The sequence below is a fragment of the Pantoea anthophila genome, assembly GCF_006494375.1.
In the GTDB taxonomy this organism is placed as follows: Bacteria; Pseudomonadota; Gammaproteobacteria; order Enterobacterales; family Enterobacteriaceae; genus Pantoea; species Pantoea anthophila.
The window spans coordinates 1-13,154 of record NZ_VHIZ01000027.1; the positions used below are offsets into that span (position 1 = coordinate 1).

Below are 13,154 nucleotides of genomic sequence, written 5' to 3' on the forward strand. Positions count from 1 at the left end.
CTGTCTGCTGTTCGTCCTGGCTGTCATCGCTGCCAGAATCGGCTGAAGTATGAATATCATCAGAAGAAGGTAAAGCGGGGTTTGTTTCTGGCTGCTGTGGTTCTTGCGGGGAAGTTTCTGTAACAGCTTCTGTCTCTTGAACTTCTACTTTCGGCGCTTCCTGTGGGCGCTTGCTGCCGAATACCGGATATTCTAAACAGTTTACCCAACCTAATTTTTTATCTTTGCGTTCAAGCAAGAAATCATCAGGGTTAATGTTGTAGACTACATAACTGTTAGAACGTTTATCTTTTGCAAGGGTGATTGATTCTATTTCAATCAAACCGGCACTTGCTAATACTGGTAGGATTCTTTCGATTGTACTTAAACCTAATGAGCATCCTGCCGCTATATCGTCCTGGTTATCAAAGTAACCTTGATGCTCTGTACTGAAATAGCTATACCTGTAACGCATTACCTTATAAGCTGCTTTTACATTGGGAGTTAGCTTTACAGTTGCGCCAGTTTTCTTATTAGTTATGCGGGTTGCTTCTGATAGGGCTATTTCTTCACTACGGTAGAAATAAACATCGCCGTCTATTACTTTTTCAACTTCACTGTCTGTTGCTTCGGTCGGTTCCATTCGGGATTTGTGCATTTTGATCTCCATTTGCAGAGTTCGTTAATTTGAAATGTTCATCTAAGATTTTTGCAGCCAGACGAACGGCGGAAATTCCTTGTTTGTTAGCTTCTTCAACAAGGGCATTACGTAATTCTGATTTCAGTTTGATGTGTAAACCATTTTCATAAGCCATTATTAGATCTCCTATTAGGTAGTAATAGATTGTTGTTTTCTCAGTTCAACAAGCTTTTCAGCAGCCATAACTAATGCGTGTATAGCAAGTGCTTCACGGATTTTCTTAGAAGTTGCTGATTCGGGATCGATTGATGCTTGAGACTGGAGATGTTGTCTTGTGTATTCGCCTGAAAGAAGAAGTGTAACGTAGTCAAGATCAGGTGAATGTATTCGGTTATATCGAGCCATGAGCCTCCTGTATTTAAAATTATTTAATCTCCCTATCTCTATAGTACATGAATACAGACTTGGAGTCAAGGTGTTTAGGAATTTATTTTATTAAGCTCGCTTAGACTACCAGGATCTAAGGTTGAATGCAAGCTAATTTACAAAAATAATGGTAAATCGAATTCTACCCACCTGTAACGCTCTATGCTGCGTTCTAAGGCTTCAGGTAAGCAAACGTATTACCTACCCTTAGAAAACGCCGGAGAATGGCTTATATTTGGCCTTGTTATCTGTAACTTACGCTTAACTGTAACTCTGGAGAATATCCGGCGCGGCCCCCTTCTAACCGATCAGCCAGGCGTTAGCGTGCTGGCTACAATGGACTTGCGTCCAGTGTCTGGCTGTAGCCAGTGGAGCACATCAAATCTCAGGTTGAGATGATGGAAGGTGTAACCGATCATCGAAAGCTGGAATAGCATTGTGCCAGGGTAGGACGTGCAATCGTCCGATGTAGCACAATTATCAATGCCCTGTGGGCGACAACGGAGCAGGAGCAAACGATCTATATTACTTCTAAGAACTGTTGTTCAAAGAAAGAACAATCTTATAATTATTATTAAAGATCTATTTAACTTATATTCTATTTAATAGATCTATTTAACTACTCCCTCAAACTGAGGGCTATTTCTTCAAGATACCCCTCAAACTGAGGGACGTTTATAATATTACCCCTCAAATTGAGGGCCATCTCTATGACTGGTGCATCTACTGTTAGAAGAATACCCCTCAAACTGAGGGCTATCCCCATCGGCAAATTTTACCTATGGTAAGCCTATAGTTTTACCGTTCAGCACATTTCATAGTGACAAGTTTTTGAGCTTGTCTTCTAATCGTACAATTTCTTGATCAATATTGGCAAACCCATTAGAAATAGATTCCCTTACTTCTCCATCAATGGCTTTAATGCCTTGAGCGTAATCGATCATTACTTCTTGCTTTGCAGCATACAATCGCTGGTAGTAATCGGCATTATTATTTTTGTCAGCCATCCCTAACAATATTTTCTCATGCTCAACAATTAGTTGATTATTACCCTTGAAGGACTGGATTAATGAGCGAGCATATGTATAGATGTTGATGATTGAATCTCTTGGCTCATCATTCAACTTGGCAATAAACTTTGCATTTTGCTCGTAGAACGTGAAGTTATCATCACCAATAGGAAATCCTAAAAGCAGCATATTACCAGGACGTATATTCTCGATGTGAACTTTCATACGCTTGTCATACAGGACAAGAAGAGTAGAAATCTCACCTTTGATTCCTTTTAATACCGACAACTGAAGTTCTAAAGAATCTCTTTCTGCTTCTTTTCTGGTAATTGTTGCTTCCCGATCTACTCCTTTCAATGTAAACCAGCCACCAATAACAGCACCAATTAACGCTGTGATAAATGAGGACAGCCATTCAGGAATACTGTGTAAAAAGCTACTTAATTCCGCTAAAAACCCCATAATATTATCCCTTAATTATCGTGGTTAAGATGGGTTCCAGAATGCCATATGTTAGTCCCAAAGTTAACTTTCATTTGTTGGCCTAACTTTGACAAAGCCAGACGCAGCAAGGCTTGCAGGGTGATCGGTAGATGATTGTCACAATTCAACAATTTCAAGTTTGTTTGGCAAGAGCTTTCCTCTGCTATGTTGGTGCTATCAAAACCTGAAATTTTTTCTGTTTTTTGAGAGAATCGAAATGCAGATGATTACAGATGATACAGTTTCATTGCGAAATCATTTTCCAGGTGGGCGGATCTGTCCCATAAGGGTTTGTAGTAATTTTAAGGTGAAAGCCTCAAAACTTAAAAAATGTTAGTTCGTGGCAGATTAGCCACAAAAATTCTGAACAAGAAAAGTTGTCCTTAACATCTCTTAAGTCTCTTTATTGTGTGATCAAATAGCCTTCCTACCCTCGCTGGGGCTTCAAGTTAGCGAAAAGCAATACCTGACTAAAATAGTCAAGTACTTATAACATCTATTATGTTAAAAAGGCTGTTTTTCGAGCACTTTTTTCAATGTAAATTAGCAATCTTGAGTGATTAGGGGATTTTATGGGCGAAATTTGGCTACGATATTTCGTACAAATTATGACCAATTATTTGGCGGGGGATCGACGGCGTTCAGCAAAGCAGCCTTTGAGATGGGATACTTTCTTCAATCAATTATAGAGTTGAGGTATGGCTTTTATGAAGTCGCCCACGACGGGGGGAATTTTGAAATGAATAAAACGATAACCATGATTTTACTGTGCCTGGCAGCGGCGAAGGCTTTAGCCTTACAAGTAACGTTAACTGATGTTGAGCGTGTGGAGAATGGGAGAACTGCCCTATGCATTTACAAAGGGCATAACATAACCCGTACTGTTGAGGTTCCAGCAAGCCAGGATTGCAAGGCGGCTATGTCTTTTGAGACTGATTCTTAGCATTATCTACTGCGTTAATGAGATTTCCAAAAGCATTAATAAGCAAGGGCGTTTCAGTAATTTCTATTTTCAAAACTTTCTGATGACTGCCCTTACCTAACTGAGATTTGAATCTTTTGGTTTTCATGTCGTAATAACTGTTGCCAGGTGAAAACACATACAAAATCAGGAAACCATCTGCGATAAAGTACCAAATTACCCCATTGATACTTTCTTCAGGCATTTGTCTAATGTTGCTAAGCACAGCCTTAATGGTTTCTTCTTTAAAAAAACCCGTTTTATCAACAATCCTAAACAAGCAAATTTTTATGAAATCATCTATTCGAACTCTGCTTAATTTATTGAATCTTGGGTTATTTTGATAGATACAGTACCGCAAAGCATCATCAAGTTTTTCCTCACCTTGCACAGTGTTGTAGTGCGCATGTTTAGCTACTGATGCTCGCCAAAGAATACTCAACAAATAAAGGTAGTATTTATCATAGTTAAATGAGCTAAAAACAATGTGGTCATGATTTTTAGTGACCTTGTTACGGTTCCTTAATACATCCATTCCATACTGCTCAAAAGTAGTGTTCAAGTACTGTTCGCATTCTCGGCATAGCATAGGTTCTTTGGGGTCAAGACTACCTTCAAGGCTGTGCTTGCCGTCACATACCATCACTAACTTTCCCTGTTGTTTCAATCTCTTGAAGTAGCTCTTTGGAATAATGTGCGATTCCTGTAACTTACTTTCCTTAAGACATAACTTGCAAATTTCAAGCATAGCTTAATGCCTTATACATTTCGGATTGTATAATTTTACAGCAATTTTTTTTCCAGGCAATAGTATGCCATAAGCGCCGTGATGGGGTATTAACCGATCAGCGCCGTAGGCGTCATCTGTGTTGTGCTTTCACTCATTCTCTTATCAGGTAGCCGTTGTAATCCGGTGGCTGAGACCGTGGCAGAGCCAGACACTTTCCCGATCTGGTTAGGATTCCCATCTATCGCCTGTTTATCCCCTGTGCTGTCTCACGACATGGCATTACGGAACACCGCGCTAAGTGTGGAACGAATGAAAATTTTGGGATGGTTTAGAGACGTGGGCTGCGTCATAGCTTTCAAGTTGAAAACTGTACGTGTTTGAAGCTTGGAACTACACGCCGCTATGAGATAGTATTCCCTGATCTGCCACTACTAACTACAGCGGCAATTTCTGGTGAGGATTTGGATCATTTCTACCATGCAAAGGAGTTCGATAATTTTTGCTAAAGCCAGTGATGACGGGCTTTGTAGATTGATCAAGGTACTGAATGCCGAAGGCCGGACTCGAACCGGCACACCTTTCGATGGTTGATTTTGAATCAACTGCGTCTACCGATTTCGCCACTTCGGCACTGAAGGGATGCGGAAAACGTTGGGGATTATACCGTTACCCCCTGTTTCCGCAACCCTTATCCGCAGGCTAAGGTACAACTGCTGAAAAAACCATCTTTTCAGATTTCATGATCATCAGTTGGCAGCCTTGCTGACGCTGATTATTCCCCTCGCCCGCTCTGCAGCGGTTCCTCCAGCCCTCATGGTCCCCCTGGCGTAACCAAAGCGCTAACCCGAAACAGGCTTCACATCCGTTACCAGCGTGGGCAGATCCCAGGTGCCGCCCGCATGGATATAGCGGCACATCCCGGTTCCGCCGTCATAGCTTTTGCGGAAAGCCTGACCATCCCAAACCCAGCTCTCCTGGTTCATGCAGTCGCCGATGCCCCGGCCTTTCTGCACGCTGGTGATCTCGCCCTTGTCGTAATCCGATCCGGACACGGTTACCAGCACCGGCTGGCCTTTTAGCTGATTATCGATCACCCAGTAGCCATAGCCTTCGTTGTAAGCGGCTCGCCAGCAGAGCGCCGAAAGCAAGGCATGTGTCTCATCCAGTGGCGTAAGGGTGAGTCCGTCGGTCTCCGGATCGCTGTTTTCGGCAGGTGAGTATAGGCTGTCGCACGTGTCATCGTCATTGCGATTGACGGTTGAAAGCAGTCGGGTTTTCAGCGCGTCGATTTCCGCATCGGTCAGCAGACGGGGTTCGCCGCTGACGGTTTTTGCTGTCTGGATAACCGGTGCGGGCACAGCCTTAGCCACGCTGCTCTCCGGCTTATTGCCCTTTCTGGTGAGCGCGCCTGGCGTGCCGATCCGGCCCTGTACGTCGTCCGCTTTCATCAGCACGGCATAGGCGCCTTCGCCGGAAAGCAGGAAAGGCTTTGTGCCGCCTTTAAATTCAACTTTACCGTTGCCTTTGACGGCGCTGATGACCTCAGAAGTCTGACTGGCCGACATGCGCCAGTTGTCGTCAGCCGCCACCAGATCGCCGGCTGATTTCCCGTCGATCCACAGCGTCAGCTTTTCCGCCGGTTCGCTGTCATCTTCGGTGTCGCCCAGCGTCACCTCTCCCACCGTCTCTGTTCCGGGTCCGGCGGCACGGGTGAGCAGGATAGAGCCGGACGGATCCTCTTCTTTGCCATAACCCGCAATGCGGCAGGTCAGCGTATTATCACAGGCGACTTCCCAGTCTTTGTGCTCAAAGGTGGTGCCGCTCTGGCTGGCCTGAGCCGACAGGGAGAGCATCGCCAGAACGAACAGCATCGGTTTACGGTTCACTTTATTCCCTCATGTTTTACGTCTGATATCAGCGTGGGTATCACTCTGTCACCGAGGGTACGTGGAAACCAGCAGCCATCGTTGATTTCCACAAGGCTTTGACGAAACGCCCTGCCATCCCAGACCCACTCTTCTTTAAACACGCAGCTGCCGGCACTGCTTGCCAGCGAAACATTGGTGATTACCCCCTTTTCCCAGGTCTGAGCGTCGGTGGTGACGGCCACCGGCTTCGCTTTGCGCTGCGGGTCGGTGACCCAGAAGCCGTATCCCTGGTTATAGGCTGCGCCCCAGCACTGGGTGGAGAGCAACGTGTGCGTTGCATCCAGTGGCGTGGCGGTAATATCGCCGCTGATAATATGATCGTTGACGTCCTTCTCTCCGACTGCGGTCAGATAATCACATTCCTGATCCTGGGTTAATGCGGCAAGCAGCTGCGGCCTGAGCGCTGCCGCCTCTTCTTTCGTCAGAACAGAGGGCTGAGAGTGACTGATCTGTGCCGCCTGGATAACCGGAACAGCCACGGCTTTTGCGACGCTTTTTTCGGGCCTGTCGCCTTTTTTCACCCAGGCACCCGGCGTGTTGATGCGGCCCTGCACGTCATCCACTTTCAGCAGGGCTGCATAGGCGCCATCACCGGAAAGCTGAAGGGTCTCATTATCCCCTCTGAACTCCACCGTGCCGCGGCCTTTGATAGCCTGAATCAGCGCCAGCGACTGCGCATCTGACAACCACCAGCGATGCGCTTTCTGCGTCGCATCACCCACACGCTGGCCGTTGATCCAGAGCGTGAGCGCTGTTACCGGCTTCTGATTTTCATCATCCTCCGACAGCATGATTTCGCCAGCGGTGGCGGTATCCGCGCCCGCTGCACGCGTCAGCAACACGCCGCCCAGATTCTCTTCTGTGGTTTGCCCGCCGACACGGCAGGTTAAGGTGTTATCGCAGGCGACTGACCACGCCTTGTGATTAAAAGATACGCCGCTTTCCTGGGCGATAACCGGGGTGGCAAGCGCTGCCACTAGCATTACCCGCTTCTGAATAACCGTCACGCTGCTTCCTGTTCCCTGAATATGAGGTGAGTGAAATGACAATCTGCCGCTAAGCAGAGGACCTCCCTGCGGATGGACCCGGCAACAGCGGCTATCATAATCTCTTTATGACCTTTTAACGCCTTTTTATCCCTGAAAGCGCGCCCTCCTCATCCCGCCCCTTACGGTTTACATTTACCTGTGTTTGTTATCTGATCCTGTTACGTGAATTTTCGAGCTGCCTCGCAAAACAGGAACCTGCATGCGCTTTTACCAGGCCGATCCCCGCCTTGAAAACTACTGGCGCGGCGTTATTCTCTTTGGCAAAAATGTCGCCTCCTATAAGTTTGCCCTGGCCCATGCGCTCTATGATCTGAAGCAGCCAGACAGCGATCTGATTACGCTGGAAGCGCTGGCCGTGCCCTTTACGCGTCATTTATGTGCTCACCTGCGCGATGCCCCAAAACAAATCACCAGCAAAAGTAGCGGGTTTCTGGAGGCGTGCAGACAATTCAATGCGGGCGACATCACCGAAGATCAGCTGATTGCCATTACCGTGAAGCGCGGCTTTGCGAATGTCATTGATGCCTTTCATAACGTGAATCACGCGGAGATCGACAAACGTTTCTTTCTGGATGAACGGCGCAGCCATAAAGGCATCCGGCTGACGGATAACTTTTATCAGCTGACAGAAAATGATCAGTTTGCCAGTCTGGTCGCGGAAACAGAGGCCAGATGGCGGCTGGTTGAAGAAGCCTGGGCGATGAACGTTTCACGTAACCTGATTGCGGTTGATTATGATGATAACGACAAGATGCTTTTCAGCCGTCAGAGTGGTCGCCGCGTCACCATTACCAGCTGTCGCAGCAGCCTGAACGGCTACCAGAAAGGCCGGTGCTTTTATTGCTTCCGGCCGATTGGCGTGACGGGCGGTGAGGAGAACCTGGCTGATGTCGATCACTTCCTGCCGCTGATGCTCAGCGAAGAAATTGGCAACCTCAACGGCGTCTGGAATCTGGTGCTGGCCTGCCAGACCTGCAATCGCGGTGCTCAGGGTAAGTTTGCACGTATTCCCTCAATCTCGCTGCTGCAGCGCCTGAACGATCGAAACGAATACTTTATTAACAGCCACCTGCCACTGCGGGAAACGTTAATCCGTCAGACCGGCGATACACCCCAACAGCGGCACAGCTTTCTGCAGACAAACTGGAACAGGGCAAAATTTGCCCTGCTGCATGAGTGGCAGCCAGCGGCACAGGGAGACAGCCTGTTTTGAGCAATGAAGAGTATTACCGGGAGCACGCTCAGCGTTTTTTTCGCGATACGGCAAACGTAGATATGTCGGCACTTTATCGGCCTTTTATCAGCGAATTGCCGCCCGGCGCACGCATTCTGGATGCAGGCTGCGGTTCAGGGCGTGACGTCAGAGCCTTTAATGATATGGGCTTTGTCGTCGAAGCCTTTGATGCTTCCGCCGAACTGGTTGCGCTGGCCCGTCAGTTTTCCGGGAACGCGGTGGCGCAGAAGCGTTTTCAGGAGGTTGATGCGGTTGAAACTTACGACGGGATCTGGTGCTGCGCCTCACTGCTGCATATCTCCGAAGCGGAACTGCCTGGCGTCATGACCAGACTGGCCATCGCACTGAAACCAAACGGCGTCTGGTATCTCTCGTTCAAATATGGTCGCGGCGAGCGGGAAAAGGACGGCCGCAGATTTACAGATATGGATGTGGCCGGGTTGCAGAAGCTGATTGATGGCGTTAATGCTCTCGGCGCTCAGACGCTGGCAGAAAATAAGCCGCTGAAGACAACAGAAGCGGGTGCCGGGGAGAACAGGTTCGCTCTTGAGACAGCACATCTCTGGCAGACCGGTGATTTACGTGCCGGCCGGGGCGATGAGATCTGGCTGAATGCGATTCTCAGGAAAACGTTAAGCTGACATCTCTGCCTCTCAGGCGAGGTTCCAATCCCACAAAAAAGCCAACCTTGCGGTTGGCTTCTTCGTGCATGCTCAGCATCGGGCATTGCCCTCAGCGCCTGTTGTCAGGGTTGGCGCCTCAGTGCGAATGGTCATAATCACGATGATGCAGCTTGTTTTCAACCTTATCCTTCACTTCGCTGGCTTTCTCGCTCACCTTCTCCGTCAGGCTCTCTTTGTGGTCGCGGTTCTGCACGCCGGGTGAGGCCGTGCCTGCGGTTGCTGGTTTGCCTCGTGCCGCTGAACCCGGCAGCTCGCTATCCAGACCGCCACGGGCATGGTCGATATCCACTTCCTGACGACGCACCGTGTCATTGATGGTCTCGGTGCGGTCACTGCCATCGGTTCGCACCACCACTTCTTCTTTCACATGAGCCGTTTTGTTGATCACTGGCTGCTCATGAGTCTCCGCCACTTCGACGGTTTTCTCGGACCAGTCCACCTCTCCGGCCAGCGCGGGTTCATTCACCGAGCGGCGGAAGATGTCAGCGTGCTGCTCATGCAGCGAAATCTCTTCAGAGACGGTATCGGTCACCGTATAGCGGCGTACACGGGTGGAGCCTTCGCTGACCAGACGTTTACCCACTTCAATCTGCTCTTCGGCCAGACGCAGAATATCGGCCTCGCTCTCATCACCGGTCAGCGAGGTGCGTCGCGGCTCAACCTGACGGTCGTTGGTCTCACCGGCAAACTGTTTACCGGCCGTCGGGTTTACGCCCGGCGTGGTCGTGCCGTTATCCAGGGTGCTCTGCATACGTGACGGGACATCCACCGAGTCATGTGAATGGAGAATCGTCATGGCACGAGCCAGCTTCTCCTCTTCGGTGCGCAGCGTCAGAACCACGCCGCCTTTATCCATCGCCCGGGTATAGACATCCGCCTGATCTTTATCGACGGTATGGCCAAACAGGCGCTGCCAGAGGCTCGGATGGCGGACTGACTGCCCTTCCTGCTCTAAACGCTCTCCACTGATAAGACTGATGTCCCGATCGGAAAAGCCTGCTTTCACGAGATTTCTTTTCGCGGCCTCTGCCTGATTTGCAGAATCGAACAGTGTTACGATTTTTTCCTGTGCCATGATAGGTTCCTCTCTGTTAGCGGGTTTGATCGTCATCTCTCTCAACGTTCACCTGCTGCTCACGTCGGGTCACCACTTCCTGAAAAGGAACGTGTTCCTGCACTTTTCGGATGTGGATTTCCTCTTTAAGCACCAGTTTTCTGACGATTTGGATTTCTTCTTCAACTACCGGGACAATCAGTACACCGTTTTCTTCCCTGATATCGGGCATCGTCTCTACGGGTTGTGCTTTTGCTACATGCTCAACCTCAACCTTATCCCGGTTAAGCAATGTACTGATGACCTCGTCATGCTCGGTTGTGGAACGGGTAACCCGGACATGTCCATCCACAATCTTTTGCTTCGTCAGGGCTATTTTCTCTTCAGCGAGTTTAAGCGCGACCTCTGCAGAGTTATTGTGTTCTGGCTGCCCAGCCATATTGATTCTCCCGTTAAGATTAAATATCTGCCACAACTGCCTGACACAGTGATTAAGCATGAACACTCTCGCTGATTTCGCAAGCCGGAATAATAAAATTTCCGGCGAATGAAATTTATATTCAGCCCCCTCGATTAACATCAAATCAAATAAAAACCCTGTTTTTACCGCTGCGCTAAAAATAGAAAAACCTGTAAAAACAGAAACCTGAAAAGAACTGGTTTCACTGGCAAACAGTTACCTTTCGGTATGTGGCGTCAGGATTTATGCCGATAAAAAGGCCACAAAAATTCGCGGCAACCAGGAATATTCCTGCCATAACGGGCGAGAATATTAAATAATGTTTCAGCGCCAGATCTTTATTTACACAGCCATCATGCTGCGCCGGGAAATAACCCAGGCCGCGCTTTACTCTATTATTCAGCGCCATGATTACAGAAGAGTCTTAAAGTCGAATTAAATAAAAAAGTTCAGGAACTTTCTGTGCCTTTGCCTCTCTTAGCAAAACTGAATACGCAGATACCGAGGTTGAGATGAAACAGGCACAACGCAGTGTGTGGGGATGGGGACTGGCCGCGCTTCTGGTCGCAGGCAGTGCATCAGCAGCAAGCTGGCAGGATCAGCTAAGCAGTGCAGCGTCGCAGCTCAGCCAGCAGAATAGCAGTAACACCACCAGCACCACGCAGCAGAATGGCGGGCTGTCGCTCTCCTCCATTACCAGCATGCTGGGCGGCGGCGACAAAGCGGTCAGCGCCAGTAGCATGACGAACGCGGCCGGCGTGATGCAGTACTGCGTCGAGCATAACGTGGTGAAAAACAATGTGCAGTCGGTGAAAGATCAGGTGCTGAGCAAGCTGGGCCTGACCACGCCCGCCGCGCAACAGCAGCAGACAGACTACACCCAGGGCCTGGCCGGCCTGCTGAACACCGGTAACGGTCAGCAGCTCAATCTGCAGAGCCTTAGCAACTCGCCAATGGGTGAGAAACTCAAAACCAAAGCCTGCGACGTGGTCCTGAAGCAGGGCAAAAACTTTATCTCCTGATCCCCTCTCTGCCTCCCTCTCCTCGCGGTTCAGCGGGGAGCGGGAAACTCCCCCGTGCTGTGATGCCTGACATTCCCTTAACCTGGGGTTGAGCGCTATAGTGTTGTTTTGGTTTCTACAGGACAGCACGCATGAAAGGCATCAACATCGCACTTTACTTCGACCCCGATCAGATCCAGGCCTGCGTCCACCAGCAGGACGGCAGCTATCTCAGCAAAAAATTCGAGTATGACGATGGCGTGATTGAAGAGATCTATCAGTGGCTGGATCAGTACGAACCCAACCGCACACATATCTGTCTGATAGAAAACGAAACCGCCGAACTGCTGGCCGATGAGCTGGTCGACAGCGGCTATCGCGTTCACCAGGTCACCATGCACCAGCTGCTGAGTTGGTTCGCAGCCGAACCCCCTGCTTCCCCTGATGGCACGCCGATGCGCGCCATGCTGCGCTTCCTGGAAGAGGAGCATCCGCGCGAATATGAATCCCGCACGCCGCAGACCGAAGCGCTGATGGAGATGTTCGATGAGCTGGACGCGCTGGAGATGGTCGATGACGGCGACGACGAAGACGCCCTGCCGGGCGATCTGCTGCGCGCCATGAAGAAGCATAAAATCACCGCCAGCGCCGCGGCCCAGCGACTGCTGCCGGAAGTCAACGAACGCATCCGCGAACACCTGATGCAGTATCCCGAACTGATGACGCCTGAAATCCTGCAGGACTTCTTCCCCGAGTTGCTGGAAGCGCTGGAGCGCCCGAAACATTAATCAGGGGGATCTGACATGCTGGAGCTGATCAAAGCGGTAAGCCTGGGTCTGGTCGTGCTGCTGCCGCTGGCGAATCCGCTCACCACCGTGGCGCTGTTTTTAGGGCTGGCGGGTGACATGAACTTCCAGGAGCGCAACCGTCAGGCGCGCCAGGCGTCTCTCTACGTGTTCGCCATCATGCTGGTGGCGTGGTACGCGGGCAATGCGGTGCTGAACACCTTTGGCATCTCGATTCCCGGCCTGCGTATCGCCGGTGGACTCATTGTCGCCTTTATCGGTTTCCGGATGCTCTTTCCGGCGAAGCCTGCCAGCCATTCGGTGGAAGCAAAGCAGAAACTGGATGAGCTGGACGAGGCCAAAGAGCCGGTGAACATCGCCTTTGTGCCGCTGGCGATGCCGAGCACGGCCGGGCCGGGAACCATTGCGATGATCATCTCTTCCGCCTCGACGGTGAAAAGCGGGGTCGATTTTCCCGCCTGGGTGCTGAGCGTCGCGCCGGTGCTGACCTTCCTGCTGGTGAGTGTGATTTTGTGGGTCTCGCTGCGCAGCTCCGGAGCGATCATGAAGCTGGTCGGCAAAAGCGGCATTGAGGCGATCTCGCGCCTGATGGGATTTTTACTGGTCTGCATGGGCGTGCAGTTTGTGATTAACGGCGTGCTGGAAGTGGCGCGCACCTTCCACTGATACGGGCGTTCCCCTCTCCAGACCGGCCGAGGGGAAGCCCTTCT

General features: G+C 50.0%; 14 protein-coding genes and 1 tRNA gene. 5 read left to right on the forward strand and 10 right to left on the reverse strand.

Annotated features, from left to right (window positions below):
- The 8 genes from FJW00_RS04955 to FJW00_RS04990 form a co-directional block, all read right to left on the reverse strand.
- The coding region (locus tag FJW00_RS04955) for a DUF6945 domain-containing protein (RefSeq protein ID WP_444939630.1) at positions 1-622 on the reverse strand (622 nt) is incomplete at its 3' end.
- Positions 594-794 carry a hypothetical protein gene (locus FJW00_RS04960; RefSeq protein WP_140923189.1) on the reverse strand — a complete coding sequence of 67 codons (201 nt, stop codon included), beginning with the start codon at positions 792-794 and terminating at the stop codon, positions 594-596. The genes FJW00_RS04955 and FJW00_RS04960, both read right to left, overlap by 29 nt.
- Before the next feature lie 14 nt (positions 795-808).
- On the reverse strand, positions 809-1,024 hold the full coding sequence (locus FJW00_RS04965) for a hypothetical protein (RefSeq protein ID WP_140923190.1): 216 nt from the start codon (positions 1,022-1,024) through the stop codon (positions 809-811).
- A gap of 836 nt (positions 1,025-1,860) precedes the next feature.
- Positions 1,861-2,517 carry a hypothetical protein gene (locus FJW00_RS22530; RefSeq protein ID WP_140923191.1) on the reverse strand — a complete coding sequence of 219 codons (657 nt, stop codon included), beginning with the start codon at positions 2,515-2,517 and terminating at the stop codon, positions 1,861-1,863.
- Between the two features lie 938 nt (positions 2,518-3,455).
- The gene (locus tag FJW00_RS04975; protein WP_140923192.1) at positions 3,456-4,247 is read right to left on the reverse strand and encodes a hypothetical protein; all 792 of its coding nucleotides are present in this window, start codon (positions 4,245-4,247) and stop codon (positions 3,456-3,458) included.
- A 530-nt stretch (positions 4,248-4,777) separates the two neighbouring features.
- Positions 4,778-4,859 (reverse strand) — tRNA-Leu (locus FJW00_RS04980).
- Positions 4,860-5,068: 209 nt separating this feature from the next.
- Complete coding sequence (locus FJW00_RS04985; RefSeq protein WP_140923247.1) at positions 5,069-6,100, reverse strand: DUF1176 domain-containing protein; 1,032 nt, start codon at positions 6,098-6,100, stop codon at positions 5,069-5,071.
- 11 nt (positions 6,101-6,111) lie between these two features.
- Entirely contained in the window at positions 6,112-7,140 is a 1,029-nt protein-coding gene (locus tag FJW00_RS04990) for a DUF1176 domain-containing protein (RefSeq protein WP_140923193.1), read from the reverse strand.
- A 265-nt stretch (positions 7,141-7,405) separates the two neighbouring features.
- Between FJW00_RS04990 and FJW00_RS04995 the strand changes: the two genes are divergently transcribed.
- Positions 7,406-8,419 (forward strand): HNH endonuclease family protein, encoded by a 1,014-nt coding sequence (locus FJW00_RS04995; RefSeq protein ID WP_140923194.1) that lies wholly within the window; start codon positions 7,406-7,408, stop codon positions 8,417-8,419.
- Positions 8,416-9,081 carry a class I SAM-dependent methyltransferase gene (locus FJW00_RS05000; RefSeq protein WP_140923195.1) on the forward strand — a complete coding sequence of 222 codons (666 nt, stop codon included), beginning with the start codon at positions 8,416-8,418 and terminating at the stop codon, positions 9,079-9,081. The genes FJW00_RS04995 and FJW00_RS05000 overlap by 4 nt, the downstream gene beginning before the upstream one ends.
- A gap of 118 nt (positions 9,082-9,199) precedes the next feature.
- Here the strand turns inward: FJW00_RS05000 and FJW00_RS05005 are convergent, their stop codons facing one another.
- Both FJW00_RS05005 and FJW00_RS05010 read right to left on the reverse strand, forming a co-directional pair.
- Positions 9,200-10,198, reverse strand: coding sequence for a YsnF/AvaK domain-containing protein (locus FJW00_RS05005; RefSeq protein WP_140923196.1), 999 nt, complete (start codon positions 10,196-10,198; stop codon positions 9,200-9,202).
- Between the two features lie 16 nt (positions 10,199-10,214).
- On the reverse strand, positions 10,215-10,616 hold the full coding sequence (locus FJW00_RS05010; protein WP_033736634.1) for a DUF2382 domain-containing protein: 402 nt from the start codon (positions 10,614-10,616) through the stop codon (positions 10,215-10,217).
- Positions 10,617-11,149: 533 nt separating this feature from the next.
- On the opposite strand from FJW00_RS05010, the gene FJW00_RS05015 reads away from it, so the two are divergent.
- From FJW00_RS05015 to FJW00_RS05025, 3 genes are all read left to right on the forward strand, one after another.
- A complete protein-coding gene (locus tag FJW00_RS05015; RefSeq protein WP_140923197.1) occupies positions 11,150-11,659 on the forward strand; it encodes a YjjA family protein in 510 nt (169 codons plus the stop codon).
- Positions 11,660-11,790: 131 nt separating this feature from the next.
- Entirely contained in the window at positions 11,791-12,426 is a 636-nt protein-coding gene (locus tag FJW00_RS05020; protein ID WP_046101128.1) for a hypothetical protein, read from the forward strand.
- Positions 12,427-12,441: 15 nt separating this feature from the next.
- Positions 12,442-13,110, forward strand: a complete 669-nt coding sequence (locus tag FJW00_RS05025; RefSeq protein ID WP_140923198.1) for a MarC family NAAT transporter — start codon at positions 12,442-12,444, stop codon at positions 13,108-13,110.
- Positions 13,111-13,154: the final 44 nt, after the last annotated feature.